General features: G+C 37.7%; 35 protein-coding genes and 1 pseudogene. 27 read left to right on the top strand and 9 right to left on the bottom strand.

What is annotated here, in order from left to right; genetic code table 11:
- From GZ63_RS18035 to GZ63_RS0102425, 6 genes and pseudogenes are all read left to right on the top strand, one after another.
- A partial coding sequence (locus tag GZ63_RS18035) for a hypothetical protein (protein ID WP_029266502.1) occupies window positions 1-201 on the top strand: 201 nt, incomplete at its 5' end.
- Window positions 202-475: 274 nt separating this feature from the next.
- Window positions 476-1,111: pseudogene (locus tag GZ63_RS0102445) on the top strand (class I SAM-dependent methyltransferase); the annotation flags it as partial.
- A 12-nt stretch (window positions 1,112-1,123) separates the two neighbouring features.
- Window positions 1,124-1,585: an S-ribosylhomocysteine lyase gene (locus tag GZ63_RS0102440; protein WP_029266504.1), complete on the top strand. Its 462-nt coding sequence runs from the start codon at window positions 1,124-1,126 to the stop codon at window positions 1,583-1,585.
- A 17-nt stretch (window positions 1,586-1,602) separates the two neighbouring features.
- Entirely contained in the window at window positions 1,603-2,532 is a 930-nt protein-coding gene (locus GZ63_RS0102435; protein WP_029266500.1) for a PLP-dependent cysteine synthase family protein, read from the top strand.
- 14 nt (window positions 2,533-2,546) lie between these two features.
- Window positions 2,547-3,680: a bifunctional cystathionine gamma-lyase/homocysteine desulfhydrase gene (locus GZ63_RS0102430; protein ID WP_029266498.1), complete on the top strand. Its 1,134-nt coding sequence runs from the start codon at window positions 2,547-2,549 to the stop codon at window positions 3,678-3,680.
- Window positions 3,681-3,846: 166 nt separating this feature from the next.
- Window positions 3,847-4,989: an iron-containing alcohol dehydrogenase gene (locus tag GZ63_RS0102425; RefSeq protein WP_029266496.1), complete on the top strand. Its 1,143-nt coding sequence runs from the start codon at window positions 3,847-3,849 to the stop codon at window positions 4,987-4,989.
- Between the two features lie 138 nt (window positions 4,990-5,127).
- Here GZ63_RS0102425 and GZ63_RS0102415 read toward each other — a convergent pair whose 3' ends face one another.
- From GZ63_RS0102415 to GZ63_RS0102390, 6 genes are all read right to left on the bottom strand, one after another.
- On the bottom strand, window positions 5,128-5,895 hold the full coding sequence (locus GZ63_RS0102415; protein WP_156947664.1) for an HAAS domain-containing protein: 768 nt from the start codon (window positions 5,893-5,895) through the stop codon (window positions 5,128-5,130).
- Window positions 5,888-6,247 carry a PadR family transcriptional regulator gene (locus GZ63_RS0102410; protein WP_029266492.1) on the bottom strand — a complete coding sequence of 120 codons (360 nt, stop codon included), beginning with the start codon at window positions 6,245-6,247 and terminating at the stop codon, window positions 5,888-5,890. Before GZ63_RS0102410 ends, GZ63_RS0102415 begins: the two co-directional genes overlap by 8 nt.
- A gap of 385 nt (window positions 6,248-6,632) precedes the next feature.
- Entirely contained in the window at window positions 6,633-7,073 is a 441-nt protein-coding gene (locus GZ63_RS0102405) for a MaoC/PaaZ C-terminal domain-containing protein (RefSeq protein ID WP_226374292.1), read from the bottom strand.
- Window positions 7,074-7,113: 40 nt separating this feature from the next.
- On the bottom strand, window positions 7,114-8,658 hold the full coding sequence (locus GZ63_RS0102400) for a class I adenylate-forming enzyme family protein (RefSeq protein WP_029266488.1): 1,545 nt from the start codon (window positions 8,656-8,658) through the stop codon (window positions 7,114-7,116).
- Window positions 8,659-8,677: 19 nt separating this feature from the next.
- Window positions 8,678-10,144 carry a sodium:solute symporter family transporter gene (locus tag GZ63_RS0102395; RefSeq protein WP_038220867.1) on the bottom strand — a complete coding sequence of 489 codons (1,467 nt, stop codon included), beginning with the start codon at window positions 10,142-10,144 and terminating at the stop codon, window positions 8,678-8,680.
- Window positions 10,141-10,557 (bottom strand): hypothetical protein, encoded by a 417-nt coding sequence (locus tag GZ63_RS0102390; protein WP_029266485.1) that lies wholly within the window; start codon window positions 10,555-10,557, stop codon window positions 10,141-10,143. The genes GZ63_RS0102395 and GZ63_RS0102390 overlap by 4 nt, the downstream gene beginning before the upstream one ends.
- A 343-nt stretch (window positions 10,558-10,900) precedes the next feature.
- Here GZ63_RS0102390 and GZ63_RS0102385 point away from each other — a divergent pair, with 343 nt between their 5' ends.
- Window positions 10,901-11,578 (top strand): phosphatase PAP2 family protein, encoded by a 678-nt coding sequence (locus tag GZ63_RS0102385; protein WP_051681361.1) that lies wholly within the window; start codon window positions 10,901-10,903, stop codon window positions 11,576-11,578.
- Window positions 11,579-11,676: 98 nt separating this feature from the next.
- Here the strand turns inward: GZ63_RS0102385 and GZ63_RS0102380 are convergent, their stop codons facing one another.
- Window positions 11,677-12,051: a winged helix-turn-helix transcriptional regulator gene (locus tag GZ63_RS0102380; RefSeq protein ID WP_029266483.1), complete on the bottom strand. Its 375-nt coding sequence runs from the start codon at window positions 12,049-12,051 to the stop codon at window positions 11,677-11,679.
- 149 nt (window positions 12,052-12,200) lie between these two features.
- Between GZ63_RS0102380 and GZ63_RS0102375 the strand changes: the two genes are divergently transcribed.
- The 18 genes from GZ63_RS0102375 to GZ63_RS0102275 all read left to right on the top strand — a co-directional run bounded on the left by GZ63_RS0102375 (window position 12,201) and on the right by GZ63_RS0102275 (window position 24,017).
- Window positions 12,201-12,800 carry an NAD(P)H oxidoreductase gene (locus GZ63_RS0102375; RefSeq protein ID WP_029266482.1) on the top strand — a complete coding sequence of 200 codons (600 nt, stop codon included), beginning with the start codon at window positions 12,201-12,203 and terminating at the stop codon, window positions 12,798-12,800.
- Window positions 12,801-12,871: 71 nt separating this feature from the next.
- The gene (locus GZ63_RS0102370) at window positions 12,872-13,159 is read left to right on the top strand and encodes an ArsR/SmtB family transcription factor (RefSeq protein ID WP_029266480.1); all 288 of its coding nucleotides are present in this window, start codon (window positions 12,872-12,874) and stop codon (window positions 13,157-13,159) included.
- Window positions 13,160-13,266: 107 nt separating this feature from the next.
- Window positions 13,267-13,914 carry an SDR family oxidoreductase gene (locus GZ63_RS0102365; protein ID WP_029266478.1) on the top strand — a complete coding sequence of 216 codons (648 nt, stop codon included), beginning with the start codon at window positions 13,267-13,269 and terminating at the stop codon, window positions 13,912-13,914.
- A gap of 21 nt (window positions 13,915-13,935) precedes the next feature.
- A complete protein-coding gene (locus GZ63_RS0102360; RefSeq protein ID WP_029266476.1) occupies window positions 13,936-14,877 on the top strand; it encodes an LLM class oxidoreductase in 942 nt (313 codons plus the stop codon).
- Window positions 14,878-15,208: 331 nt separating this feature from the next.
- Window positions 15,209-15,958, top strand: a complete 750-nt coding sequence (locus GZ63_RS0102355; protein ID WP_029266474.1) for an SDR family NAD(P)-dependent oxidoreductase — start codon at window positions 15,209-15,211, stop codon at window positions 15,956-15,958.
- Between the two features lie 13 nt (window positions 15,959-15,971).
- On the top strand, window positions 15,972-16,706 hold the full coding sequence (locus GZ63_RS0102350) for an SDR family NAD(P)-dependent oxidoreductase (protein ID WP_029266473.1): 735 nt from the start codon (window positions 15,972-15,974) through the stop codon (window positions 16,704-16,706).
- A gap of 217 nt (window positions 16,707-16,923) precedes the next feature.
- Window positions 16,924-17,349 (top strand): MarR family winged helix-turn-helix transcriptional regulator, encoded by a 426-nt coding sequence (locus GZ63_RS0102345; protein ID WP_029266471.1) that lies wholly within the window; start codon window positions 16,924-16,926, stop codon window positions 17,347-17,349.
- A 440-nt stretch (window positions 17,350-17,789) separates the two neighbouring features.
- Window positions 17,790-18,095 (top strand): PadR family transcriptional regulator, encoded by a 306-nt coding sequence (locus GZ63_RS0102340; RefSeq protein ID WP_029266469.1) that lies wholly within the window; start codon window positions 17,790-17,792, stop codon window positions 18,093-18,095.
- Between the two features lie 18 nt (window positions 18,096-18,113).
- Entirely contained in the window at window positions 18,114-19,310 is a 1,197-nt protein-coding gene (gene chrA / locus GZ63_RS0102335; RefSeq protein ID WP_029266467.1) for a chromate efflux transporter, read from the top strand.
- A 109-nt stretch (window positions 19,311-19,419) separates the two neighbouring features.
- Complete coding sequence (locus GZ63_RS0102325; RefSeq protein WP_051681360.1) at window positions 19,420-19,689, top strand: hypothetical protein; 270 nt, start codon at window positions 19,420-19,422, stop codon at window positions 19,687-19,689.
- Between the two features lie 111 nt (window positions 19,690-19,800).
- Window positions 19,801-20,163 carry a VOC family protein gene (locus GZ63_RS0102320; protein WP_029266463.1) on the top strand — a complete coding sequence of 121 codons (363 nt, stop codon included), beginning with the start codon at window positions 19,801-19,803 and terminating at the stop codon, window positions 20,161-20,163.
- 149 nt (window positions 20,164-20,312) lie between these two features.
- Window positions 20,313-20,846, top strand: a complete 534-nt coding sequence (locus GZ63_RS0102315; RefSeq protein WP_029266461.1) for a DUF1572 family protein — start codon at window positions 20,313-20,315, stop codon at window positions 20,844-20,846.
- A gap of 42 nt (window positions 20,847-20,888) precedes the next feature.
- Window positions 20,889-21,020, top strand: a complete 132-nt coding sequence (locus tag GZ63_RS18585) for a hypothetical protein (RefSeq protein ID WP_264175918.1) — start codon at window positions 20,889-20,891, stop codon at window positions 21,018-21,020.
- Window positions 21,021-21,089: 69 nt separating this feature from the next.
- Window positions 21,090-21,488: a hypothetical protein gene (locus tag GZ63_RS0102305; RefSeq protein ID WP_029266459.1), complete on the top strand. Its 399-nt coding sequence runs from the start codon at window positions 21,090-21,092 to the stop codon at window positions 21,486-21,488.
- A gap of 140 nt (window positions 21,489-21,628) precedes the next feature.
- Window positions 21,629-21,868, top strand: coding sequence for a hypothetical protein (locus GZ63_RS0102300; protein WP_029266457.1), 240 nt, complete (start codon window positions 21,629-21,631; stop codon window positions 21,866-21,868).
- 566 nt (window positions 21,869-22,434) lie between these two features.
- Entirely contained in the window at window positions 22,435-22,563 is a 129-nt protein-coding gene (locus tag GZ63_RS18580) for a hypothetical protein (protein ID WP_264175917.1), read from the top strand.
- A 355-nt stretch (window positions 22,564-22,918) separates the two neighbouring features.
- Complete coding sequence (locus GZ63_RS0102285; RefSeq protein WP_029266455.1) at window positions 22,919-23,176, top strand: hypothetical protein; 258 nt, start codon at window positions 22,919-22,921, stop codon at window positions 23,174-23,176.
- Window positions 23,177-23,582: 406 nt separating this feature from the next.
- Window positions 23,583-24,017: a hypothetical protein gene (locus tag GZ63_RS0102275; protein ID WP_029266453.1), complete on the top strand. Its 435-nt coding sequence runs from the start codon at window positions 23,583-23,585 to the stop codon at window positions 24,015-24,017.
- Between the two features lie 142 nt (window positions 24,018-24,159).
- Here the strand turns inward: GZ63_RS0102275 and GZ63_RS0102270 are convergent, their stop codons facing one another.
- The gene (locus tag GZ63_RS0102270; protein ID WP_029266451.1) at window positions 24,160-24,369 is read right to left on the bottom strand and encodes a zinc ribbon domain-containing protein; all 210 of its coding nucleotides are present in this window, start codon (window positions 24,367-24,369) and stop codon (window positions 24,160-24,162) included.
- A 236-nt stretch (window positions 24,370-24,605) separates the two neighbouring features.
- Window positions 24,606-25,415, bottom strand: coding sequence for a pyridoxine/pyridoxal/pyridoxamine kinase (gene pdxK, locus GZ63_RS0102265; protein WP_029266449.1), 810 nt, complete (start codon window positions 25,413-25,415; stop codon window positions 24,606-24,608).
- Between the two features lie 320 nt (window positions 25,416-25,735).
- Here pdxK and GZ63_RS0102260 point away from each other — a divergent pair, with 320 nt between their 5' ends.
- The gene (locus GZ63_RS0102260; RefSeq protein ID WP_029266447.1) at window positions 25,736-26,374 is read left to right on the top strand and encodes an endonuclease III domain-containing protein; all 639 of its coding nucleotides are present in this window, start codon (window positions 25,736-25,738) and stop codon (window positions 26,372-26,374) included.
- 110 nt (window positions 26,375-26,484) lie between these two features.
- On the top strand, window positions 26,485-26,709 hold the full coding sequence (locus GZ63_RS0102255) for a hypothetical protein (protein ID WP_029266445.1): 225 nt from the start codon (window positions 26,485-26,487) through the stop codon (window positions 26,707-26,709).
- The last annotated feature ends 38 nt before the right edge of the window (window positions 26,710-26,747 follow it).

Genomic DNA, 26,747 nt, shown 5'->3' with positions numbered 1-26,747 from the left:
ACCGGAGAGAGTGCTTATCAACCGGAGCGCTGGAAGAATCAACCGGAGAGAGTGCGTATCAACCAGAGCGTGGAAGAATCAACCGGAGAGAGTGCTTATCAATCGGAGCGCTGGAAGAATCAACCGGAGAGAGAACAAATCAACCAGAGGGCTGGAAGAATCAACCGGAGAGAGAACAAATCAACCGGAGAGGAAGCGTAAAAAGGATGCGATCATATAAAAAATGATGTGATTGGAATAGCATATTTAGAAAACAGCCTTACTCAAAAGAGGAGGCTGTTTTTTCGTTGGTTTAGCATGTATTTTATTCGACAAAATTCGGGAAGTGACAGGCACCCCCCTAGACAGGCACCCCCCCTCGCTGGCTCTTCGTTTTTCCCCCTTTTCTTTTGATGCACCTTGTGCTACTATATGCATATATTCTTATTAAACAGATTAAATTAATAGGGATTATATGAAATGGGGTTGAAAAAGAATGGGACGTGAGTTTATTGATTTATTTGAGGGTTGGGCTGGCACGTATGATGAAACAGTAGCTGGGATGGATCCGCAATATGCAGCTGTTTTTTCCGGGTATGAGGATATTTTGCAGGAAGTAGTGGATCGGACGTTTGGCAATGTGCTGGAATATGGCGTTGGTACAGGTAATCTGACAAAAAAACTATTGCAGGCGAATCATAAGGTGATTGGCATCGAACCGTCGGGATCGATGCTGCAAGCAGCGCGTACCAAATTACCAAACGCTCACTTGGAGGAAGGGGACTTTTTATCTTTCCCTAAAAGTGATATGCCGATTGACAGTATTGTCAGCACTTATGCATTTCATCATTTAACGGATGAAGAGAAAGAAAAAGCGATTAAGCAATTTTCAGTTATCCTTCCTGAAAAGGGGAAAGTCATTTTTGCGGATACTGTATTTGAAACTGAAAAAGCAAAGGAGTCAGCGATTGCCAAAGCAAAACAAAGCAATTTCCCAGATTTGGCCGCAGATTTACAACGCGAATATTATACGACTGTTCCGGTTCTCGACGATATTTTCACCGCACATGATTTTGAAGTAAGTTGGAAGCAAATGAATGAATTTGTCTGGTTGATTGTAGCGATAAAAAAAGGAGAGGGTAGAATGACGGAGAAAATGAATGTTGAAAGTTTTCAGCTGGATCATACAAAAGTAAAAGCACCATATGTAAGGCTTGCAAGTGTTACACAAGGTGACGTAGGAGATATGGTTTACAAATATGACATCCGTTTTAAACAGCCAAACCGTGAACATATGGAAATGCCCGCACTGCATTCCATTGAACATCTGATGGCAGAGAAAATCCGCAACCATATGGATGAAGTGTTAGATATCGGACCGATGGGATGCCAAACCGGTTTTTATTTAACCTTACTGAATCATGATGATTACGGGGAAGTGCTTCACGTGCTGGAAAAAACATTGCAGGATGTGCTAAAAGCAGAGGAGGTGCCTGCATGTAATGAAGTACAGTGTGGCTGGGCGGCAAGTCACAGTTTAGAAGGTGCGAAAAACATTGCACGCGATATGCTGAATGAAAAAGCAGAGTGGCATGAAGTTTTTTAAAAGTAGAGGCGATGATGATGACGATTTATCGATCCATCAATGATTTAATTGGTCACACTCCCTTACTGGAAATAACCCAATTTTCCCTGCCGAAAGGGGTCCGGTTATTTGCGAAGCTGGAGTTTTATAATCCGGGCGGAAGTATAAAAGATCGGCTGGGTCGTGTGTTTATAGAAGATGCACTTGCAAAAGGTCATCTGCAAGAAGGGGGAACGATGATTGAACCGACAGCAGGAAATACAGGAATTGGTTTAGCTGTGGCAGCTTTAAAGAAAAACATATCTGTTATTTTCTGTGTCCCAGAACATTTTAGCCGGGAAAAACAAGTGATTATGCAAGCACTGGGTGCAAAGATTGTTCATACGCCACGGGAAGAAGGGATGCAGGGGGCGATTGATCAAACAAATGAATTACTAGAAAACATTCCAAATAGTTTTTCACCAAAACAATTCGCTACCTTCACAAATCCGCTAGCATATTACCGGACACTGGCACCGGAAATATGGAGCGACCTTACGGGGGAAGTAGATATATTTGTAGCTGGTGCAGGTTCAGGCGGAACATTTATGGGTGTCTCCCGCTATTTAAAGGAAAAAAATCCCAAGATTAAGACGGTGATTGTCGAACCTGAAGGATCCATTATTGGCGGAGGAGAAGCGGGACCACATGAAACGGAAGGGATCGGCATGGAATTTTTGCCTCCCTTTGTGGATCGATCCTATATGGACGCGATTCATACGGTTTCTGACAAGGATGCATTTTCGACGGTTGCCGCACTCGCACGTAAAGAGGGACTGCTTGTAGGGAGCTCCTCCGGCTCCGCCATGTTTGCCGCATTAAAAGAGGCCGAACAGGCAGAAGAAGGAACAACAATTGTAACTGTTTTTCCAGATAGCAGTGACCGGTATTTAAGTAAAGCTATTTTTCGAAAGATGGATAATAGATAAAGGAGAGGAAGAAGATGAAAGCGAAGACAAAAATGATTCATGGCGGGATAACTTCCGATGAACATACAGGGGCCGTTTCTGTTCCGATCTATCAAACGAGTACGTATCAACAAAAGCAAGCTGGAAATCCTGGTGACTATGAATATTCCAGGACTGGAAACCCAACAAGGCATGCTCTTGAATCCGTGATTGCAGATTTGGAAAATGGCACAGCCGGTTTTGCCTTTGGTTCCGGAATGGGAGCGATCACTTCGGTGATGATGCTGTTTGAAGCTGGGGATCATATCGTGATGACAGATGATATATACGGGGGATCTTACCGCTTGATGTCTCATGTATGGGATCAATTCCATTTAAGTACGACTTATGTGGATACCAGCCATTCCGAAGAGGTGGAAGTAGCCATACAGCCGAATACGAAAGCTTTATTTATTGAAACACCAACCAATCCATTATTAAAAATAACTGACATCTGGAAAATGGCCGAGATCGCAAAAAAACATGATCTGTTATTGATTGTCGATAATACATTTGCAACCCCATATTTTCAGCAACCATTATCACTTGGTGCAGATATTGTACTGCATAGTGCAAGCAAGTATATCGGCGGGCATAGTGATGTTGTCGCAGGACTTGTTGCTGTTAAATCTGATGCACTAGCTGAAAGCATTCACTTTATACAAAATTCTGCTGGAGCCATTTTAGGTCCTCAAGACGCTTGGCTGCTCCTGCGCGGAATCAAAACATTAGCGTTGCGCATGGAAGCAATCGAACAGAATACCAAGCAAATTGCAGCCTTTTTACAAGAACAGAAGCAGGTTTCTTCTATTTATTATCCTGGTTTAGCGGCTCACCCAGGACATGAGATCGCAAAACAGCAAGCAACCGGCTTCGGGGGCATGATTTCCTTTGATGTTGGGAGTGAAAAAGCCGCAGACAGTCTACTGGAACGTCTGCAGTATTTTACACTAGCTGAAAGCCTTGGTGCAGTAGAAACCTTGATCTCGATTCCTGCCAAAATGACCCATGCATCCATTCCACCTGAACGAAGAAAAGAACTTGGCATTACCGATGGATTAATCCGACTATCGGTAGGAATAGAAGATAGCGAAGACTTAATGGAGGATTTAGAACAAGCCATGGAATAAAGGTGCTGCCTTCCGGGTGGTTCCTGGGAGGTGCCTAGCTCTCCTTGGATTTTATCGAATAATATTAGGGGGAGAAGCATCTTTTTTGAATAAAAATCATATAAGTTGTATATTAAAAATGTAAAAAAATCATACTACTGACGATTGCATTAGCGATGATTTTTTTATGCCGAATGTAAACTTTTTTGGCCGTGGTTCAATAGATGTTGTTGGCGAACGTTGTCAAATATTAGGTGCTAAAAAGGCGCTGATTGTAACCGATGAATTTTTAAAAAAACTTGAAGGCGGACCAGTAGATAAAGTGATTGCCTCTCTAAAGAAAGAAGGAATCGATTACGCTTTTTATGATAAAGTAGAGCCAAATCCGAAAGATACGAATGTACGAGATGGACTCGAAGTTTACCAATCCGAAAATTGTGATCTTATTTTGACTGTTGGAGGCGGAAGCGCTCATGATTGCGGCAAAGGGATTGGAATTGCAGCTACACATGAAGGGGACCTTTATGAAAATTATGCAGGGATTGAAACGCTGACAAACCCTCTACCGCCGCTTGTTTCTGTTAATACGACTGCGGGAACAGGCAGTGAAGTGACGCGACACTGTGTGATTACAAATACAGAGAAAAAAGTCAAATTTGTTATTGTAAGCTGGAGAAATACGCCACTTGTTTCTATTAATGACCCTGAATTAATGGTGGGTAAACCTGCTGGATTAACAGCTGCTACTGGCATGGACGCACTGACACATGCGATTGAATCATATGTATCTTTAGGTGCAAATCCCGTAACAGACTCCATGGCTATCCAAGCGATTAAGTTAATTTCAACGAACTTACGCCAGGCTGTTGCATATGGTCAAAATTTAGAAGCACGTGAAAACATGGCACATGCATCTTTACTTGCAGGTATGGCATTTAATAATGCCGGGTTAGGTTATGTACATGCCATGGCTCACCAACTTGGTGGATTGTATGATATTGCTCATGGGGTTGCCAATGCTGTATTACTTCCTCACGTTGAAAAATACAATATCATCTCTAATCCACAAAAATTCGCGGATATCGCTAAATTCATGGGAGAACAGACGGAAGGACTGTCTGTCAGAGAGGCTGCTGATAAAGCGATTGATGCTATTAGAAAATTATCTGAAGATGTCAATATCCCGGCTAATTTACGTGAACTAGGCGTGAAGGAAGAAGATTTTGAAAAGATGGCTAAACTTTCACTTGAAGACGGAAACGCAGTAAGCAATCCAATTCAAGGAAAAGAAAAAGACATCATTGATATCTTTCAAGCTGCATATCAATAGAGGACAATCAAGACCTTCCTATTGTGCAGGAACAATCACCAATAAAAAAGCGTTGTATACGATCAAATAAATTGTATACAATGCTTTTTTATTGAGATCCATGTAATTAGGCCCGCCTGAAGCGGACAGACCTCCTCTTTAACTTTCTGAACGCTTCTTCTCCAATTTAAATGAAATCCAAAGATAAATGGCAATGCCGGCAAATGTAATCCATGGGCTGATCATGAGCTGCATTTTATCGCTTAATGATGTCATGCTTAAGAAATAATCAGGCAATGTCAACAACGCGACGACAACGACCATTACCCATGTTTTTGCCCATATCGATACACCAATTAAAAAGATTCCTGTAACGGCTGCGACAATTAGACTGCCTGTATGGCCAAATTGAATCATCGGCGTTTCAACCGAATGGTTTAAAAAGAGTAAACCGACAAATAAAGCAATCGGAAGAACCATGATAGGAATCAATGTGATGATGATTTTTTTTAAAGTTTGCTTCCTTGTGGAAAGGTATTTAAATCCGATTATAATGGAAGCAACAAATATTGCGCCGATGACAATATGTCCTGCGATCTCCAAAACAGAGTAGGACAGGTTTCCTTCCAATAAGTCCGGAAAGATTCGAAACGAAAACGATCCAAAAATGATGAGGCAAATATATTTGATCGAGGTTTTGTAGTCAATCGTCATTTCATCCGAAATCATTTCCATATATTCTTTCGGTGAGTTTCCTATAATCTTTTCAACGGATTTGCCGTTTTGTTCCGCTTCGTATAAATGGACTTCCAGCTCCTCCACAATTTCCTTGATTTCACCTGAATTTTTCCCGCTGGAAAATAAATAAAGTCTTAAATTCTCCAAAAAATCCTTGCTTTTCTCTGAAAGCCCCAGTTGTTCATTCACCATGCTCATCTCCTTTTGTTTCCTCTCCATCCGACTCATAGCGCAATACATTATTGACATTATTTTGCAGCCCATTCCATCGCTTTATAAAAGATTGCAATGCTTCCTCTCCCTTAAGGGTAAGCGAATAATATTTTCTCCTCGGTCCCGCTGTCGATTTCTTTGAGGTTGCTGTCACTAATTCTTCCTTTTTCATCCGTATGAGCAATGGATAAATTGTACCCTCGCTCAAAGACGCAAAACCGTAGCTTTCCAGTTTTTTGGCTATTTCGTATCCATATACTTCTTTATTTTTAATAATCGCCAGCAAACAGCCATCAAGGATGCCTTTTAGCATTTGCGTTGTAGACAAATGTTATCACCTCTTTTAGTATCTTGTAATGCAAGGGTTAAGGTTAAAAATAGATTGCATTACAAGGTATATGATTAGGGTATCATTGTTTATCTTGCAATGCAAGGTAATTTAGAAGTGACCTTCAGTTAGCAGATTTGCTGGAATGGAAAAAAACATGGTCAGCAACTTATCCGGTGGTAGGAAACGGAGAGTGGAGAGAAAGCGCTGTGTTTGCTGCATTTTTCAAAAGTATTGTTTCTCGGTGAGCCAGCCTACTACCGACGATGAATTATTCATCTAAACCATCCCCTTAAATAATGGATGTAATCATTATTACCCCTTATGTACGAAAAAAGGGGTAATAACGAACGAAGAGGATATTTGATTTTGATCCATATCGTTTTCACTCTTTATTTACTAGCATACTTAGATTACCGACAGTAACCGTTTTACCTGTTTGTTTCTTGACATGCAGCTTTGTGACAATTACACCAGTGCTTTTACTCTTGTCTTTTTTATCAATAACCCTCATTTCTAGGGAAATTGTATCATTAATGAAAGTTGGTTCGATGAATCTGATGTTGTCCATTCCATAAAATGCAACAATGATTCCAGGTTCTAATAACATTAGACCAGTTGATATGGATAAAACGAGCATTCCATGTGCAATTCTTTCTTTAAACTGTGTTTCTTTGGCATATTCCATATCCGTATGAAGCGGAAACCAATCACCACTAAGGGAAGCAAAATTTACAAGATCTGACTCTGTTAGTGTTCTTCCTCTAGAATACCATGTTTCTCCGACTTGATAATCTTCATAGCATTTGTTGAAAATTATAATCACCTCACAGTTTATGGAAGAATATTTTGAATGACTTCTGTACTTATCTATATAACTCTCTTAATCTAAATTTTTGCACTTTACCTGAAGCAGTTCGTGGTAGCTCATCCATGAAAACTATTTTTCTAGGTTTTTTATAGCTCGCGAGCTTACCTTTAATAAAATCAAGAATTTCCGCTTCGGTTAGAGCTATATCTGATTTCGGTACAATTATCGCACAAACCGACTCTATATATTTCGGATCGGGAATTCCAACAACTGCAACATCCTGAATTCCATCATATCTGATTAATACATCCTCTACTTCAACCGGATATATATTTTCACCTCCACTACGGATCATGTCTTTTTTTCTGCCAGATATCTTCAAATAACCGTCTTGATCTATATATCCTAAATCACCAGTATGACACCACCCATTAATAAAAGTGGTTTCTGTTTCCTCTGGCTTTTGCCAATATTCTGTGGCAACTGCTGGTCCTTTTACACAAATTTCACCAATTGTATCAAAACCTTGTACCTTGTTTTCATTATCAACAATTTTTATCTTTGTAAAAGGCATTGGTTTGCCGGCTGTATACCCTTTTGACTCTGCATCTTCTGGATCTAGTGATGTAGCAATGGGGGTACCTTCTGTTAGTCCATATACCTGAACTAAACCAATATGTGGGAATAATTCTTTTAATTGATCTATTGCCCAAGAGGTAATGGGATCCCCTCCTGAATAAATCCTTTGGAGATGGTCCAGATGAAAGGAGGAAATTTCCGGTAGCTTGAGCATTTCGTATATCATAAATGGGAATAAGAAACAATCTGTAACTTTTTCATGTTCAATAACAGACAAAACTCTTCCAATATCAAAATTTCCACTTTTGGTAATGATTACTGTTCCACCAGATAGAAGTGCTGCTAAAGCAATATCTTCTAGAGCACCAACATGATATAATGGTCCCGTTGTCATTCCAACTGTATTCGAATCAAATCCCCATTTTAGCGCCTGCATGCTAGAAAACCATAATGTGTTTTCGTGCGTCCATAATGCCCCTTTAGGTCTTCCTGTCGTTCCTGATGTATACATCAGCATAACTGGATCTGATTTATCAATATCACTCCGATAAGCAAATGTTGCATCACCTTGTCTTAGAACCTCCCAGTTTTTTGACCAATCGGGTACAGGTTGGTCATTTTTCGGTAGGCATACATATTCTTTTACAGGTATGGAGGTTCGGATAACATCCATTTTTTTAGATAGTGTTGCATCAAAACATAAAACTTTACACCCGGAATCATTAAGAATATATTCCAACTCTTCACTTTCCAGTCTAAAGTTGATTCTGACAGCGATTGCTCCCAGTTTTGCTATTGCAAAATAAAGCGCAAAATACGCTAAGTTATTATATAGAAGGATTCCAACTCTATCTCCTTTTTTTACTCCCATCCTTTTAAGTGAATTGGCATATTTATTGGACCACGCATTGAGCTCTCCATAAGTCCATGACTCTTCTGTCTCTAGCTTTATAGCTAACTGATTTGGATCAATCGTTTGTAAATGTTTTTCAACCCGATTTACGAGATATCCTACATCCATCAATAAAACCCCCTTAAGTCTAACCTTCCATCGCTTTTAACATTTCTTTATCCAAACGGACGTTTTCCTTTTGTGTTAATAAGGAAATAATAATAAAAGTCATAATAGATATGGCTAATGAAAATGCTCCAACAACTACACCTTCAGGTAATATAACGATTCCATATTTTTGACCTATTTCTAGAAGGAAATTTAAAAATAATCCAATTACAATGCTTGCAATGGCTCCTTGTTTGGTTGCTCTTTTCCAAATCAATCCGAGTACAACAGCAGGAAAAACGGTGGAAGCAAATGTTCCCCAACCAAATACTCCAAGTAATGCTACGAGTGTATCCATATAAAAAGAGAAAAGAGTAGAGATAATCAATAATGCCAGTACAACTATCCTATTCATCATTAATTCATTTTTGACTTTTATATTAAAGGCTCTAGGGATATCCCGGACTATACTCGCCGCCCCTAATGTTACAAATCCTGAGCCAGTGGACATGATTGCTGCAAGTAACCCAGCAAGTACCAATCCACCTATAACAGAAGGTGTAAAATGCGTGACGAATACTACCAACGAATCATCAGGAGTAGCGAGCTCGGGGAATTTTCCCTGAATATAGAGAGATCTTGCCGATAATCCAATACTGACTACCAGTAAAACCGTTATCGCATACGCAATCCCGGCAGTAAATGCTCCCCATTTCAATTGTTTTGGACTCTTTATCATTAAAAATTTATTTATGAAATGCGGCTGTCCGGCAGCACCTAAACTGAATAAAAATATCCAGCATGCTATACTCACCATTGAATAGGTTCCAAATGAAGTAGCTAATAACGGATCTGCACTTTGTAGGTTTTGTGTTATTGTTTGCATTCCACCACCTACATTTATTGCTATGAAAAATATAACAATCGAAACGATAATCATGATAATCCCTTGAAATAAATCTGTATAAACACTGGCGATAATTCCGCCTCCAACTGAATAGAAGGCTAAAATTGTCAAACCTATCAATGCTCCAACTTTCGGAGAAACACCAAATATAGAGTGCATGATGATCCCCATCGCCTGTACTTGTGTTCCTAGATATCCGATAACCCCCAGCGTAATAGCAATGCCTAACCAACCTCGTGCCGCCTTGCTATCGTATCTTTTTTCAACAACATCCCCAAGTGTATATACATCACCTTTACTTCCCATCATCCACATTCGCTTGCCTACAAGGAACCAGGTTAGACCAAAACCTAATGGAGCAGCTATTAACACACCTGCAGCAAATCCCATTCCAGCATCATAAGTTTGTCCAACTCCACCAAGTAATCCAAACCCACTTTGAATGGATGAGAATGCGGCAATTGCCATGACAAACATTCCTAGATTCCTTCCGGCTATTAGAAAATCACTCGTGGACTTTGTCTGTCTAGTTGCCCAGATTCCTATTAAGATACAGATGAAAAGATAAACTACCACAATCCCGGTAATGATTCCGTTCATTTAATCACCTCATCCAATTCATGGTTTTCGTTCGTGTTATTAGACATATTTCCATGGGTAAAAGTAATGGCATAAAGCAAACAGATAATCACAGCAGAAGGTAATATCGCAATCAGATATAATGCCATCGTAGGTGTCATGCCAAATATGTAGTAATCTTTGTCAGCTATAGAATCAAGGGAGAGAATATCAAGCAGTCCATATAAAATGAAGTAAATAATAGAAACACTTATTGGAATACAAATTTTTTTAGGTACATGTATGATAGATTTCCACATCCCGATTAATATGGTTATCCCGATAACGATTAAATAAGGATAGAGAATCATTCGCCAGGATTGGAGGATCATACCAATCAGGGATAAACCAACAAGAAATAAAAATAAGTAAATGATTCTATCGGAAACATGCATCTTTTAGTTCCTCCTTTTCAATTGAATGATAAAGTGGTAGTCCAAAGAAAACATAGGTTTCAGGCGAGACTTATTTTACTTAAAAATTTAATTGTCTTGCTATACAGTATGAGTAAACGTTTTCAATTATGCTGAGAATGATGGTTCTGTTGTTTGCACACGTTTTATTTGTGTAAATCTAATTGACTCTATGGTCTAAATAGATTAGATTCTTAAATAAAACCTAGCTATAGTCAAAAGACCTCATGATTGCTCAATAACACAAGAATTTAGATGAAAACGATTGAAATGATAAATTCCGGGAAAAAATAAATACAACAAATTGGAAAGAAGGAGGGGCATCATGCGGGTTCATCAAAGGAGGATTTTTTTATTTTCCTGTATGGTTCTATCAGTGCTATTATTTCTCATGATCGCATTCAACGTTAAGGATCCATTGCTTTTAAACTTCGGTGAGTGGGTCCAATCCTATTTGTACGATTTTCTTGGACCATTTGGGGACTTTGTTTTTGTTGTGATTACCTATATCGGCTCAGCATATGTCTCCTACCCGCTTATGCTGATCTTCCTCCTGGTTTTCTTGTTTCAAAGAAGATATTGGACCATGCTTTTGTTACTACTTAATCTTATCGGTGTGCGGCTACTGAACGGACTGCTGAAATCCATTTTTGAAAGACCACGTCCAGAATTAGAGCACCTTGTCCAAGCGGGTTCATACAGCTTTCCGAGCGGACATTCCATGCATTCGATCGCTTTTTTCGGTTTTCTCGCCTACTTATTGCACCGTAAGTTAAAAGAAACCGAAAAATCAGCTCATTGGGTTTGGTGGAGTGCCGCCCTTTTGATAGGGCTTATTGGTCTTAGTCGAGTTTATTTAGGTGTCCACTACCCATTTGATGTCATCGGAGGATTTTTGGCCGGGGGATCGTGGCTGTTTTTCAACATTCTCCTTTATACGTACATTCCGGAAAACGAACGTCTCCACCGGCGAGCCCCTGCTGAGCAAGAACAAAGTCACTGACGAAAAAAATATTAAAAAAATGAAGTGCGTAACCAAACTTGGCTACGCACTTTTTTATTGCCATTCGACCGATATTTAAAAAGGAATGGGAGTGTTTATTAGGACATCTTTTGTTTCGTTAACATTACTTTCTGATACTTTTCTCCCCATTGTTTCATTTCCAATATAATGGGGCGTAACGTTTCTCCAACCGCTGTTAATGAATATTCTACTTTTGGTGGTACAACCGAATATTCTTTTCTCTGCACAATTTGATGTTCTTCTAATTCGCGTAATTGTAAAGTTAACATTCGATGTGTAATTGTCGGGATAAGTCGACGTAGTTCATTAAATCGTTTTGTTCCATCAAGAAGATGATATAAAATAATTCCTTTCCATTTCCCGCTAATAACTTGAATCGTCGTTTCGACTAAACAAGAAGAAATATCATCCCAATGCTGACAATGATTTTCGCCTGTTTTAATATCGATCATAATTCATCGCACTCCTCTTCGAATTCTAGTTTTTATCCTAAGGCACAAAAATGTGCGTACTTGTTAACGAATTATTTCTAACTTATCATAAATGGGAAAGGTGATCACAGCTTTTTGTTTGCCTTTTATAAGAAAGGGAGGATTTAATCATGAATGTATTAACCATTGTTTCCCATCCACGAAAAGATTCTTTAACATCAAAAGTGGCATTGGAATTTATAAAAGGTCTAGAAGATGCTGGACATAAAGTGGAGTTATTTGACTTATATCAAGAGGAATTTGATCCACTTGTCCGTGAAAAAGATGAGCCAGATTGGAAATCCGAGAAGAACATATATTCTTCCGTTGTTCATAAAGAAATGGAACGAATGAATCGAAACGATGCACTTGCCTTTGTGTTTCCAGTTTGGTGGTACAATATTCCGGCTATGTTAAAGGGGTATATTGATAGAGTGTGGAACTATAATTATGCATATGGAAATAGCAAACTTCCACATGAAAAAGCTCTTTGGATTGGTTTAGCTGGAGGATCGAAAGCACATTTTGCAAAACGAAAATATGACAAAATGATCGAACATTATTTAAATATTGGACTTGCTGATTATACAGGTATTCCACATTCGAAAGTCGAAATATTGTATGATACATTGTCTGAAAAAGCATTGGATCCAGTACAATTTGGAGATTTTCAAAAAGAGTTATTAACGAAAGGGTATCAGTTAGGGACTGAATTTAGTCGTTGGGAATAATCAAAAACCATTGCATATCGATATTTCTAGATATATACTAATAGAAAAAAGATATGTGGTGAATAGAAAGAATGGACCTTATCCGTATTTATAAAGCCTTAGCTAATCCGATCCGGGTGCAAATTTTACACTGGTTGAAAGAACCGCATCATCATTTTTCTGAAGTGTACCCAGAAGGTGTTTGTGTTAGTGATATCAAAAAGAAAGTTCAACTGTCTCAATCGACGGTATCCCAATACTTATCGATATTACAAGATGTCGGATTGATTCAGTCGACACGCCAAGGGCAATGGACATATTACAAACGAAATGAAACACAAATTGATAAAATAAAACAATCTATCGTAGATCAGCTTTAGGTAAAGTAAGCCTTCTTATGATTTAAATATCGAGAATTCCCGATATGAAGATGAGGAGAAGACCTACTTAATTCTATTTCCTATACTATTCTTAAAGGAGCGATTTCATGAAAGTACTTGTTGTTGGTGCGAATGGTCAAATCGGACGTCATATGGTTCAACGTTTAGCAAAGGATGAACATCATCAGGTCAAAGCGATGATTCGTAAACAAGAACAGGCCGATTTTTTTACCCATTTAGGTGCAGAAACAGTGATTGCTGATTTAGAAACGGAAGATGATATTTTCCGAGCAACTGAGGGTGTTGATACGGTAGTTTTTACAGCTGGTTCTGGTGGACATACGGGGGCAGATAAAACAATCCTTGTTGATTTAGAGGGTGCTTTTAAGACAATTGAAGCTGCGGAAAAACACAATATAAAACGTTTTATCATGGTAAGCGCCCTTCATTCCGATACCCCCAAAAATTGGAAAGAAGGAATGGAACCATATTACACAGTAAAAAAACGAGCGGATGAGCGATTGCGAAATAGTTCATTATATTACACGATTTTACGTCCAGGTTGGTTAACAAATGAAAAACCATCGGGAAAAATCGAGGCAAGTCTTCACTTAGGGAAAGATGGCAGCATATCAAGAGAAAATGTTGCTGACATTGTTGTTCAATCCCTAGGTATGGAAGAAACATTTAAACAAACCATCGAACTTATTGATGGAGATACTGCTATTCAAGAAGCTTTATCAACTATAAAGTAAGCAAAAATGGAGTGAAATACGATGGAAACATTCCAACAAAAAAGTGGATATAAACGGATTTTTAAGGAAAATAAACTGACGCTTGGATTATTTATTCCAATTGAGTCATACACTGGAAGCATTCCCACCATGGAAAATCATATCCAAATGGCACAAAAAGCAGAACAATTAGGGTTCGGTGCCTTATGGGTGCGAGATATACCGCTTCATGATCCATATTTTGGTGATGTGGGGCAAATCTTTGATCCATGGGTTTATCTAGGATATTTAAGTGCTTATACGAAAGAAATTACATTAGGAACGGGGAGTATCATTTTTCCACTCAGACATCCGATTCATTTAGCAAAAGAAGCGGCATCTGTTGATCAATTATCCAAAGGTAGACTTATCTTAGGAATTGCTTCTGGTGATAGAAGAGTGGAATTCCCAGCTTTTAATATCAATATTCCATCCCGTGGCGAAGCATTCCGAGAAACGTTTGCTTATTTTAAGCAGTTGTTGGGTGAGGATTTTCCAACGATAGATAGTAAGGTTGGAACGATTCAAGGAAATGCTGGTATTTTACCCAAAACATATCATAGCGACATTCCGATCATTATAACAGGATCTAGTCGGCAATCCTTTGATTGGATTGCAGAACATGGAGATGGCTGGATGTATTATCCAAGAAGTATATATCAGCAATCACAGTCTATTCAGTCATGGCGTAATGCAACTTCAACATTCAAGCCGTTCGTCCAATCATTATATATTGACTTGACGGAAGACCCTGAAGAAGAACCAAGTCCCATTCATCTCGGATTTCGCCTTGGGAGAAAACACCTGATTCATTTTTTGAAATCACTAGAAGCAATCGGAGTCAACCATGTCATGCTCAATCTGAAGTACGGAATGCGTGATGCTCAAGAGGTGATGGAGGAATTAGCTCTAGAAGTATTACCTCAATTTCCATCGTTTAACTAGACAGAACAAATAGGTGGCAATTTACCGAAGGAATTGATATATCATATCGTAATCTAAATAAGGCATACACGAAATCCCCATCTGAAAACAGGTGGGGATTATTTGTATTTGGATAGTGCCATGAGGATACCCTATAATCTGTCTGATATAAATCTAGAAAATATGCTTTCAATCCATATTTTCTAATGATCAGCAGTTTGTATGGATAAGTCAAGAGAAATCGTAGGTCAACATTTAAGGGGTCTTCGTTGAAATTTATTTTAGAGTTCGGTATTATTTAGATATCAAATAGTTTTATATAGAAATATATAAACGGAAAGAGGTCATTCAAATGCGATTACAAGGAAAAGTTGGAATTGTAACTGGCAGTGCTTCCGGTATTGGTAGAGGAATAGCTCTAGCAATGGCTAAAGAAGGGGCTCATATCGTCATTGTTGATGTAAATGAGGAAAAAGGAAAAGAAACATTAGCTGAAGTTAACAAATATGCAGAAGGCATGCTTTTTATAAAAGATATATCAATGAAAGAAAACGTTGATGAAGTTGTCCATGAAGTCGTCGGGAAATTTGGTAAGTTAGATGTTTTAGTCAATAATGCACATGTATCCAGACAGATGCCTTTCATGGAAACAACATTAGAACACTTTGATTTATCTTTTGGAACTGGATTTTATCCGACTTTCTATTTCATGAAAGCCGCATACCCTGAACTGAAAAAATCCAAAGGGAAAGTGATTAACTTTGCTTCAGGAGCGGGACTAGAAGGACAACCTACACAAACTTCCTATGCAGCGGCTAAAGAAGCTATTCGCGGAATTTCCCGAGTCGCCGCGAACGAATGGGGGCCAGACGGTATTAACGTCAATTTAATCTCACCGATTGCACGTACTCCAGGTGTTGAACAATGGCGTCAAAATGATCCAAAATTATACGAGGCAATGCTTAACAAAATTCCACTTCGTCGCCTTGGTGACCCGGAACAAGATATCGGTAGAGTAGCTGTCTTTTTAGCAAGCAAAGATTCGGACTATATGACTGGACAAACACTTATGGTAGATGGCGGATCAATTAAATTACGTTAAGGGGGTATTCAACATGGGACGATTAAATCATAAAGTGGCCATTATTACAGGAGGAGCTTCGGGTATCGGTGAACGCATGGTTGATCTTTTCAGCAAAGAAGGGGCGATTGTCATTGCTGCCGATATTAACGAAGAAGCACTTGAAAAAGCAAGCCAAAAAGAAAATGTATATGGAATAAAGTTAAATGTAGCTTCAGAGGAAGACTGGATTGCGTTAGCTAAGGAAGTGAATAATCGCTTCGGAAAAATTGATATTCTTGTAAACAATGCTGGGATTTCATCGGAAAAACCATATCATGAAATTAATGTTGATGATTGGGAAAAGATGTTGTCCATTAATGGGTTTGGACCATTCGCAGGTATGAAACATGTAACACCTTTTATGGCAGAACAAAAGAAAGGCTCTATCGTAAATATCTCTTCTTATACTGCGCAAATTGGGCAAGGATTTAATCATTATTCAGCTTCTAAAGGCGCAGTTCGTGCTATTTCTAAAGCAGCTGCCACCACTTTTGGCCATCAAGGAATACGTGTCAATACACTTTTCCCTGGGATTATTGAAACACCAATGACAAAATCGTTGGAAACATCAAAAGAACTTCTCGGCCGCCTCGTTCAAGCAACTCCGCTTCAACGATTAGGGCAAGCTGAGGATATTGCGAATGCGGCGTTATTCTTAGCATCTGACGAATCTTCATTTATTACAGGTGCAGAATTAGTCATTGATGGCGGATTTTCTGCCCAATAAAGGAAACTACCAATCGTTGGTTTTCGTTCATTCTTTATTCATAATTCGTTTGAGCTTATTAGGTTCTTATGGGCAGTTATCGCTCACCTTCGCTTCTCTCATTTAAGGTGGGTGCCTTCCTGCCCATCCCTATGAAGTGTGATAAAATTGACTATATGCAGTGAGAGTCCCTATTTATGAAGGGGCTTTTCTATTACAGAAAGCAGGGATGTAAGTTATGATCGAAAAAGACATATTTGGAATTATTCATTCCATGGACCGAGTTACGAATTATTTAATTATTCAATGGAATAAAACGTTCAATGAAAGCCTCGGTATCTCCCATATTCTTGTGCTTGGCCACCTTAGAGATAACGGAAAAAGCCGTCCATCAGATATTGCGAGAACGTTAGGATTAACTCCTTCTACTTTAACTCATTTATCAGAAAAACTCGTGCAAAAAGGATTAGCCACTCGATTTACAGACGATAACAATCGTAGAATTATTTATTTAGCTATTACGGATAAAGGAATCGATTTGGTTAGGAAAGCACATGAAGAAGGAAAAAGCCTCCGTGAAAATTTGTTTGAGGAGTTGTCAGACGAGGAACAGCAACAATTATTATCCATTTACGGGAAACTAAATGATTCCATTAAGAATTAAGTTTTATCCCAAATGATTCCGTTTTGGTTTTATTCGTAGCACATCGTTTATACTCAGTTTGGAATTTAATGATGATAGGCTCGGTAAGGAAATGGCAATTATTAGATATATAAACCGAATGATCACTATAAAAAAGATAAAGAGGACCATTTTCGGTTCTCTTTTTATTGTGTTAACGGTTGCTTTTGTTGATATGAATGCTTATCTTTCATGCGCCGCAAACATCATAAAAAAAACGACATGCTAAGAGGGAATGTCGTTTCCTAAATGATATGAGTCAACCTCTCTTGGTCACTACTATTCCTAATTCTTCCTCAGATAAATGTAAAAGTACTGTAAATTTTTTCATCATGGTCTTTACATATTCAAGAATCAAATGTACGATATTGATATCGGGATTCGATATTTAAAATCGATAATAAGCTGTTGGAGGTGGTAGAATGGAAAACAAAGTATTACGTAAGCTGTTTCTTGGATTCATACACATTCATATTTTACACCATGCAAAGGAACACCCTATTTATGGTGTTTGGATGGTGGATGAACTGAAAGAGCATGGTTATACCATTAGCTCAGGTACCCTTTATCCGATCTTACATTCCATGGAGTCTGATGGGCTATTGAAAAAGAAAGAGAGAAATGTGGAAGGCAAAATAAGAAAGTACTACACGACGACGGATAAAGGGAATGAAATGCTTAAAGAGGCAAGAAAAAAAGCCTATGAATTATTTAAAGAAATAAAATAAGAGAGGAGGGGAATCACAATGTCCAAACAAAAAAATAAAATGCAAACGCTCATTGAAATATTACTAACCTCAACAAAATTAGGATTGACTTCATTCGGGGGCCCCGTTGCCCATCTAGCATACTTTAAAGATGAATATATTGACCGTCGCAAATGGCTTGATGATAAAACATATGCGGATATTATTGCATTATGTCAGTTTTTACCTGGTCCAGCTAGCAGTCAGGTAGGCATTTCCATTGGTATGTTGCGTGGAGGTTTGCTTGGCGGGCTTCTCTCATGGTTTGGATTTACCGTACCATCGATTATTGTGTTGATTTTATTTGCTGTCATGTATCAAACATTCGCCCTAGAAGATGCGATCTTCATACACAGTTTAAAGATAGTCGCGGCAGCAGTTGTCCTACACGCGCTAATAGGATTAGGCAAAAAATTAACACCTGATAAATCACGGTTAGCGATCGCTATAGTCGCTGCTGCTATCATGTTATTATATCCATCCGCATGGATGCAGATTTTAATTATTTTAGGTGCTGGTTTACTAGGTTTAAAATTATTTAAAGATAAAGCCGAATCAAAAGTTCAGCCTTTCTCCATTACGATTTCAAAAAAGCTTGGTTTAACCTCTTTAGGCATTTTAATAAGTTTGCTTATTTTACTGCCGTTCTTAAATAAACTATCAGATAACCCCCTACTTACTATTTTTGATATCTTTTTTAGGGTTGGCTCTCTCGTATTTGGTGGGGGACATGTCGTATTACCAATGATTGAGCGAGAAATAGTACCCGCAGGTTTATTAACGGCGAATGAATTTTTAGCTGGATATGGAATGGCACAAGCAGTACCAGGTCCACTATTTACGTTCTCTAGTTACCTGGGAACAATGATGGAAGGGGTAGCTGGAGCGATTGTAGCAACGATAGGCATCTTTCTACCTTCATTTTTGTTCATTGTTGCAGCTTTACCGTTTCTAAATGAATTACGTAAACGAGCATCTTTTCAAGGCATTTTAATGGGGGTAAATGCTAGTGTTGTAGGTATTTTGTTAGCTGCATTTTATGACCCGGTGATGAACAGTTCGATTTTTAATGCAACAGACTTTGCCTTAGGTGTCATTTTATTTGGTTTGTTAAATATATGGAAAGTACCCGCATGGTTTATTGTTATATTAGGTGTTGCAGGTGGTTACGTTTTACAGCTTCTTCCTTTTTCGTGATCGTTTCTTTTAAAACTTGGAACAGAAAAACCCCGAACGTTCATTATATTTTTGTGCTAAAGACGAGGGCTGGTGGAATAAAAATAGTTAAAAGAGAGGAGGACAATTATTGAAAAGTAACAAGGTAACAATGACTCTCCATACTGTTTTAAGTGGGATCATTGCAATCTTAGTGGCAACGTTTTTTGCTTCCGGAGCAATTGCGGAGAATTATACCGATGACACTTTTGTAGCTCCAATCTTCTTTCTTATTATAGTATTTTGGTTCGTCGGCGTACTGTTTCTCGTCTTTAGGAAATTCCATACATCTGTCAGGATAATGTGGCTTTCTATTCCAATAGGGATGGTAATTGCCTTTTTGCTAGCAGCATCCCGATAAGCTTTTAACTAATGGCACCGTTATATATTTTCTTACGAATACAGAAAAGTTATATTCTATATTCAATATGAAAATTAGATACAAGGAACATAGGATTAGGAGGGAAATTTTGTGATTACTGGTTTGCATCATGCCCAGATTACGATTCCAAAAGGATCCGAAGAGGAAGGGAAAAAATTTTACTGTGGAGTATTAGGATTACCAGAGATTGAAAAGCCTAAATCGCTTCAAGGACGAGGAGGCTTTTGGTTAAAAGTTGGAAATAAAGAAGTACATATAGGGACAGAAGATGGCTTTGACAGAATACAGACAAAAGCGCATTTAGCTTACCAAGTGGAAGATATATCTTATTGGAGAAAGGTGTTGGAACAAAATGATATTAAATTATTTGATTCAGTACCAATACCAAATTTTGAGCGTTTTGAGTTTAGAGATCCGTTCGGCAATAGAGTGGAGATGATTCAAGAAGTTTAATTATAAATGATCAATCTTGTATCGCTTCAACATTTTCACTGAATTAAACCTAGGAGGCAATCATGCAGTGAGTGATCGTTTACGTTTTAGGAGAGACTTGAAACATTATCTAAAAAGTCTATAAAACCTGAAAGCGAGGAGGGAATATAGTGGCTATTGGATCGGTATATTTAAAAGTGATTATTGACAGATTTGAAAGTGTAAAGGACCTTGGTGATAAAACCATCAATCAATTATCCGAAGAAGGAATACACTGGACTTATAATGAAACGTCTAATAGTGTTGCAGTCATCGTAAAACACATGAGTGGAAACATGGTATCAAGATGGACGGACTTTTTAACCTCTGATGGGGAGAAGGAGGATAGAAAGCGGGATGAGGAATTCATTGATGATCTTTCATCCATATCAGAGCTTCACCATATTTGGGAAAAAGGCTGGCAAACCCTTTTTCGTACACTAAATAGTCTAGGCGAACAAGACTTATTAAAAAAGGTGACTATTCGTGGAGAAAATCATCTGGTACTTGAAGCGATTGAGAGACAAATGGCACATTATGCTTATCACGTCGGGCAAATCGTCTATATCGGGAAACAAATAAAAAATGAAGCATGGGAAAGTCTCACTATTCAAAAGGGAAAATCGGAAGAATACCGAAAGAAAATAATAGATAAACATCAATAAAAGCAGAATAGAAATAAAGGTGAGCTATAGGAAAGATGTATGTTGATAAGAAAAGCAACTGAAAAAGATAGCAAGCAACTGGCAGTTTTAATGGGAGAATTAGGGTATCATCCGAAAGAAATGGAACAACGTTTTTCAAAAATCAATGCGAATGATTTTTATACACTCAGGTAGCGGAAATAGAAGGTATTATTTTCGGATATCTAACTGGATAATCAAACTTCAGAGGAGATGTGATAAGAAGTGAGCGATTATATTCTATTAATACCATTACTAGTCGGTGTTATCGCTGTACTCCATCGCTCAAAAATATTTCCTAATATTGTTAGATATATTGGTTATGGGTACTTCTTTGTACTAACATTGGTTTTCATCATAGTAAGAGAAAGAATAAGTTCCCTTTATGAACATCCTCCAATACCTGATATGTATTGGGAAAAGAATTCAAATTGGGCTGATATAGCGTTATTATTATATTTATTGCCAACGGTAGTCATATTTCTAATCCTATGCTTTTTTTGGATGAAAAGAGAGCAGGAATTAAAAGAAAAAATCCTTATATTTCTTTTCTTTGTAGTTGTATTGGTAATGCTTTTTGTTTACGCCTTTTTCTTTAGTATGACGTTAGGATATAGACCATAAAGGAATTCATGGGAAGAGGGGATAATACAAGCAGGATTAACGTTATTTTCATAGAAGTTATCATACAACTGGCAGTTTAGAGGAATAATGAACCTTTTCCCTTAAGTATAGTCGTTTTAAATACTGGGGGGGTGTCAACAATGAAAAGGTATTTTATTTTCGCTATTAGTTTTATATTATTGTTTTTATTATTCCAAGTATTGTCTGGAATGCTTCTTACATTTACATATACTCCAGATGTAGATGATGCTTGGAATATGAGTGCTAATTTATCTCAAGAAGTTATTATTAAAAGCAGTCAAAGCTCTTTTTTGTTACTATTATTTATAGCGTTTCTTTCTGCAACCATTGCTTACTTTATATCGAAAAAAATGAACTAATAACTACATTAGCATCAATTGAACTATCCACCATTTAGCTCCGTTACGAGTTGCTACGTAAAAGGCAATTCATCACAGTCTTCCGCATGATTGGGCATAAATTCGTGTGTTTCGCTTTTCTCGTGTTCTAGAGGACTCTGGATAATTTCAAGTGGAGCAGCGTTATTTATGAGATGAGTAGCATGACGATGTCTTCATTGATGAGGATATTTCCAGTATGGTTAACCTTTGCCGTCATGATTTATGCTTCCTTTTGTTAAATTTCATTATTAAAAAAATGATAAAATAACCTAGAAAAAAGCCGACTCCAGAATTTATTGCTGATTTCCAATCATCTTTGATGAAAAGATTGCTAGAAAAACAACAATTCCTACGATAAATGAAGCATACCAACGATCCATCTATTTTACCCCCTCAAATAAAACCGGCTGAAAATGCACAGCATAAAAACTTCATCAAACTTCCTTCTCTTATATCTTATAATAATTAACTTTGCTTTCTCAATGTTCATTTGGTTATTTGTCCTTCCATAAGTGATTGTAAGCGAAAAAACTGGAAGAAGTAGCTTGCATGAATTAAATGAGAAAGAATGGAAAGTGCTAATCGAGCCTATCGACCAGTCACTGCCGGAAAACACAAATACCATTGAAAAAAATAAATGGACGATTTGGAAAGCGGTAAATGGTCTTTTCTAATACTCGATATCTTCAAAATCTTGTGGTTGAGGGGTTGGCCGTTTATGTTTTAACTCATTATTCTTAGAAATTGATTCATTTATCTCTTGGTAAGCTTTCACTTCTCTTTTACCAGGTAAGACTTTAGAAACAAGTTGGGTTTATGCCTTTGCAGTTTGGGACGGATCTATTTATAAAAAGTGCTTTTGATGGAAAACAGGGAATTATTAAAATAATTGCCCTCTCAATCTTAGCTATGATGACTATCATTCTCATTTATAAGTTTATAAAGCATAGTCTTGTGAAAAGGTAAAACTTTTTACAGGTGGTAAATCACAGATAAGTAAAATTAATGTTTGGAGAGGTGATAAAGGCAATGATACCGATTATTTTAAGTGTCATACTGCTAATTGCTCTTGTTTTTTCCATGTCTATTGTGATAAGAAAAAGAAAAAAAGCTGGTATTGCAGGGATAAGGAGTGCTTTAACTTCAATTTGTTTTTTTCTTATTGCTGTAACAAACCTTTCCGCTTATTGGTTTAATTTTATGGGGCTGTTAAATTGGTCTATTACTGTTATTTTGTTAATCGTAGGTGCTTATTTTACAAAATATATGCCTGTATCTGATTCGTGATTGTTAATAGTGTGATGGTTCAACAAGAAGTTCGCTTCCAGAACTAACTGGTAGTAGTGTTTAGAATGAAAGACGGGAGATGAGATAATTTGATTCACTCGTTGAAGCAATTTCTTTATGGAATTGCGGGCGTAATTACAGGGATAATTATTGTACATTTATTGAATAATGAAGAAATAAATTGGGATACAATTGGTGTTGTAATTACTGTATTTTTCTTAATATTGCTTTTCAGATTAGGGTTAAGTTTATATAAAAAATAAATACGATTGGACGAATGACCACTTTAATATAACAATGTCAGCCTTTTTCATAATTTGGCCGGCTTGTTCCGGGATGAAGAAAAAATTTTTATTTTGCACATAAGTAGAAAGATCATTGGGATATTATTACAGAGGTGACATTTATGAAAAAGAAAAGCATGATCATTTCTTTCCTTTTATTTTTCACTTTTGTACCAAGTCTAATTCACGCCCAATCCGATGTGAAATGTCCTGATGTAAAACAATTAGAGAAAACATCGATGAAAGATAAAGAGGAACTTTTAAAGGCATTGAAAGAAATTGTTCCTGCGACATACCAAAAAGGAGAGCATGGAGAAATGTTTTCGGAGTGGGAAGTAATTACTGCCCTTCCTTTCCCAAAAACAGCTGAAAAAAAGGATGCGGTTTATGATGAAATGGCGAAGAATTTTTGCGGGGAAGCAGTTGCTGAACAGTCGTGGTTAGTCAGATTATATTTTCCGAAATGGGAAGGGAAGAGTGCCAGCGCATTAGAAGGCCAGATTTTTATAGCTAAAGATAAAGAGGATGGATGGTTCGTCTGGTTTCGGTATCATTAATTGAGGCATCTTGCCGTGCTGTTGTTCGGTTAAGGAAAAAAAGAATCACACCAATTCGTATGTGTGATTCTCTTCAACAAAGCGCCCTGTTACTGGAACAAAGCCTGAATGATGATAGTGGCGGGATTTTTCCATTCACCATTTAACCACCGAGGAAAAAGTCGAAAATATTGCTGGCTTTTGAACTGTTCTTATTATAAAACTCCGAATACCCACAATTTTTACAGAAGATAACAGTAAATTGATTGTTTTGAACATCAAACATTTTCGATAGTCCTGTACCAGTCATTGATACATCCTTTGTGTCTGCATCTGTACTTCCACACTTTATACATCCTCTAGCATGTTCCATGCGAATCAGCTCCTACCTTATTATTTTTATTTTCTTGCAATAACATTATGTTATTTTTATCATAAAAATCCCCATGGGACAATGGTTTATCTAAAGACGGGGAAATGGTTAAATCCACATTGTACACGTGTTACACAAAAAGAGAAGGACTTTTTCAAAATGCATGTTCCTAATTTAGGGGAACATGTTGAAAAAATCCTTCTCCTAAGGAATATTTTCATAACAGTTCCATTCATTTATTTTCCAAATTGATGATAGGCGCCATGCATAACAGGCCCGACATATTCATTCATCTTCCATCCATGTGCAATTGCTGCGGTGACAAATTCTTTTGCATTTGCTACAGCTTCTTTCACAGATTTGCCATTTGCAAGATTAGCCGTTGTTGCTGCTGCAAATGTACATCCTGCACCATGATTGTAGGTGGTATTGATTTTTTCATTTTCGAGAACCGTAAACGCTTTGCCATCATAGAAGAGGTCAATCGCTTTTTCGTGATCAAATACCTTGCCGCCTTTAATCACAACATTTTTTGCACCAAGTTCATGGATCTTCACTGCTGCCTCTTTCATATCATCCATTGTTTTGATTGGCCCGTTTTGTGCAAGCTGACCAGCTTCAAACAGATTTGGAGTTGTAAGGGTTGCACGAGGAAGTAATAATTCCCGCATTGCATCCGTATTTTCAGGCTGTAAAACTTCATCTTCTCCTTTACATACCATGACTGGGTCGAGAACGAATTTATCCAGTTTATATTCATCCATTTTCTGTGCGCCAAGCTCGATTATATCAACAGAACCAAGCATTCCGGTTTTCATTGCATCGATACCAATCGACAGAATGGTGTCCAGCTGCTTACTCACAATGGCAGCATCGATCGGATATACCCCGTGACTCCAGTTGTTCTTCGGATCCATCGTCACAATGGATGTCAGTGCAGTCATTCCATACACGCTGTGTTCCTGAAATGTTTTCAGGTCTGCCTGTATGCCTGCACCGCCGCTGGTATCTGAACCAGCTAGTGTTAGTGTTTTTTTCATAGACATATGTATTCCCTCCTGTTTTCCTAAAAGTAGATTTCTACTATTTAAGAATATAACAGAATGTGCGGAAAAAAAAGTATGAAGGGTTTCGCCGTTGTATATGGAATATAGAAGTATACAAAAATGGAGGAGTAAAAAATGAGGGAAATTAATAATTCATATAGATCATAAGGACTGTAAGACAGATAGTTACTTTAGCAAGCAGTCGCAATTGAACACCTCCATTCTGACTATCTTATGATCTTCTATTTCAATGATATCAGAGGAATATAAAATAAATCCTTACCTGAAGTAAATATTTTGTAAAGTTTTTGGAGGTTTCTATGTTTCATTATGATTTTATTTATAAAAAAATGTATGCACATTACGGACCACAGAGGTGGTGGCCGGCTGATACGGCTTTTGAAATGATGGTCGGTGCTATTCTCGTTCAAAATACAAGCTGGCGTAATGTAGAGAAGGCGTTGGAAAATGTAGCTCCATATTTGTATCCGAAAAGAATGCGTTCATTAAAAGAAGCACAATTAGCCCAATTAATTCGCCCAAGTGGTTTTTACAATATCAAAGCAAAGCGGTTGAAAGCTTTCCTCCATTGGTTTAGGGATCATCAATTTGATGTGTGTTCCTTAAAAGGGAAAAGCCGTGAAGATTTAAGGAAAGAATTGCTGGGGATTAAAGGAGTGGGGCAGGAAACAGCCGATGTCATGCTGCTTTATGGATTTGATAAGCCAGTGTTTGTGGTGGACGCTTATGCAAGAAGAATATTTTATCGGCTTGGTTATGATATGCCAGGGTCATATGATCCGTTTCGAATCGAAGTGGAAGGTGATTTATCGCAGGATCTTTTATTTTGGAAAGAGTTTCATGCATTGCTTGTTGAGCATGCGAAGCAGCATTGCAAAGCAAAGCCGATCTGTGATGGGTGTCCCTTAAGGGAACATTGTATGCAGAGAATGGGATGAGTTCCTTGCTATAAAAACAGCAAAAAAATAACGATAAGATAAAGAAAAGCAAGAGAATGCATACAAATATAAAAAAGCTGAGAGTGAATGTATGAATCGGAGGTGTTTGGATGTTAGAAGAATTTGAAGAAAGATTTAAAAATATTATGGAAGCTGATATCAATATGTTTCAGCGGGATTTACGTTTAACAGCGTTAATGACGGATTTAGAAAAAGCGTATAAGATACCAATTATAAACGACGCGTTTTTTAATAAACGAAATGAAGAAGTAATGAAGCTTTATCGTGATGTAGCTAATCATAGGGTATCTGTAAAAAATAAAAATACATCTTAAAAAGATAAGATTTACCATATTTTTATGTTTGTTTAGCA

The sequence above is a fragment of the Virgibacillus alimentarius genome, from assembly GCF_000709085.1.
Classification (GTDB): domain Bacteria; phylum Bacillota; class Bacilli; order Bacillales; family Amphibacillaceae; genus Virgibacillus_B; species Virgibacillus_B alimentarius.
The sequence above is the reverse complement of the archived record's forward strand: the minus strand, read 5'-3'. Positions and strand labels throughout refer to the sequence as shown.

Excerpts from the sequence above, each read along its gene's own strand:
- GZ63_RS0102440 (WP_029266504.1), top strand. The coding sequence starts at position 1,124 with ATGACGGAGAAAATGAATGTTGAAAGTTTTCAGCTGGATCATACAAAA.
- GZ63_RS0102435 (WP_029266500.1), top strand. The coding sequence starts at position 1,603 with ATGACGATTTATCGATCCATCAATGATTTAATTGGTCACACTCCCTTA.
- GZ63_RS0102430 (WP_029266498.1), top strand. The coding sequence starts at position 2,547 with ATGAAAGCGAAGACAAAAATGATTCATGGCGGGATAACTTCCGATGAA.
- GZ63_RS0102425 (WP_029266496.1), top strand. The coding sequence starts at position 3,847 with ATGCCGAATGTAAACTTTTTTGGCCGTGGTTCAATAGATGTTGTTGGC.
- GZ63_RS0102400 (WP_029266488.1), bottom strand. The coding sequence starts at position 8,658 with ATGGATGTAGGATATCTCGTAAATCGGGTTGAAAAACATTTACAAACG.
- GZ63_RS0102395 (WP_038220867.1), bottom strand. The coding sequence starts at position 10,144 with ATGAACGGAATCATTACCGGGATTGTGGTAGTTTATCTTTTCATCTGT.
- GZ63_RS0102390 (WP_029266485.1), bottom strand. The coding sequence starts at position 10,557 with ATGCATGTTTCCGATAGAATCATTTACTTATTTTTATTTCTTGTTGGT.
- GZ63_RS0102385 (WP_051681361.1), top strand. The coding sequence starts at position 10,901 with ATGCGGGTTCATCAAAGGAGGATTTTTTTATTTTCCTGTATGGTTCTA.
- GZ63_RS0102380 (WP_029266483.1), bottom strand. The coding sequence starts at position 12,051 with ATGATCGATATTAAAACAGGCGAAAATCATTGTCAGCATTGGGATGAT.
- GZ63_RS0102375 (WP_029266482.1), top strand. The coding sequence starts at position 12,201 with ATGAATGTATTAACCATTGTTTCCCATCCACGAAAAGATTCTTTAACA.
- GZ63_RS0102370 (WP_029266480.1), top strand. The coding sequence starts at position 12,872 with ATGGACCTTATCCGTATTTATAAAGCCTTAGCTAATCCGATCCGGGTG.
- GZ63_RS0102365 (WP_029266478.1), top strand. The coding sequence starts at position 13,267 with ATGAAAGTACTTGTTGTTGGTGCGAATGGTCAAATCGGACGTCATATG.
- GZ63_RS0102360 (WP_029266476.1), top strand. The coding sequence starts at position 13,936 with ATGGAAACATTCCAACAAAAAAGTGGATATAAACGGATTTTTAAGGAA.
- GZ63_RS0102355 (WP_029266474.1), top strand. The coding sequence starts at position 15,209 with ATGCGATTACAAGGAAAAGTTGGAATTGTAACTGGCAGTGCTTCCGGT.
- GZ63_RS0102350 (WP_029266473.1), top strand. The coding sequence starts at position 15,972 with ATGGGACGATTAAATCATAAAGTGGCCATTATTACAGGAGGAGCTTCG.
- GZ63_RS0102345 (WP_029266471.1), top strand. The coding sequence starts at position 16,924 with ATGATCGAAAAAGACATATTTGGAATTATTCATTCCATGGACCGAGTT.
- GZ63_RS0102340 (WP_029266469.1), top strand. The coding sequence starts at position 17,790 with ATGGAAAACAAAGTATTACGTAAGCTGTTTCTTGGATTCATACACATT.
- chrA (WP_029266467.1), top strand. The coding sequence starts at position 18,114 with ATGTCCAAACAAAAAAATAAAATGCAAACGCTCATTGAAATATTACTA.
- GZ63_RS0102300 (WP_029266457.1), top strand. The coding sequence starts at position 21,629 with ATGAAAAGGTATTTTATTTTCGCTATTAGTTTTATATTATTGTTTTTA.
- GZ63_RS0102285 (WP_029266455.1), top strand. The coding sequence starts at position 22,919 with ATGATACCGATTATTTTAAGTGTCATACTGCTAATTGCTCTTGTTTTT.
- GZ63_RS0102275 (WP_029266453.1), top strand. The coding sequence starts at position 23,583 with ATGAAAAAGAAAAGCATGATCATTTCTTTCCTTTTATTTTTCACTTTT.
- GZ63_RS0102270 (WP_029266451.1), bottom strand. The coding sequence starts at position 24,369 with ATGGAACATGCTAGAGGATGTATAAAGTGTGGAAGTACAGATGCAGAC.
- pdxK (WP_029266449.1), bottom strand. The coding sequence starts at position 25,415 with ATGTCTATGAAAAAAACACTAACACTAGCTGGTTCAGATACCAGCGGC.
- GZ63_RS0102260 (WP_029266447.1), top strand. The coding sequence starts at position 25,736 with ATGTTTCATTATGATTTTATTTATAAAAAAATGTATGCACATTACGGA.
- GZ63_RS0102255 (WP_029266445.1), top strand. The coding sequence starts at position 26,485 with ATGTTAGAAGAATTTGAAGAAAGATTTAAAAATATTATGGAAGCTGAT.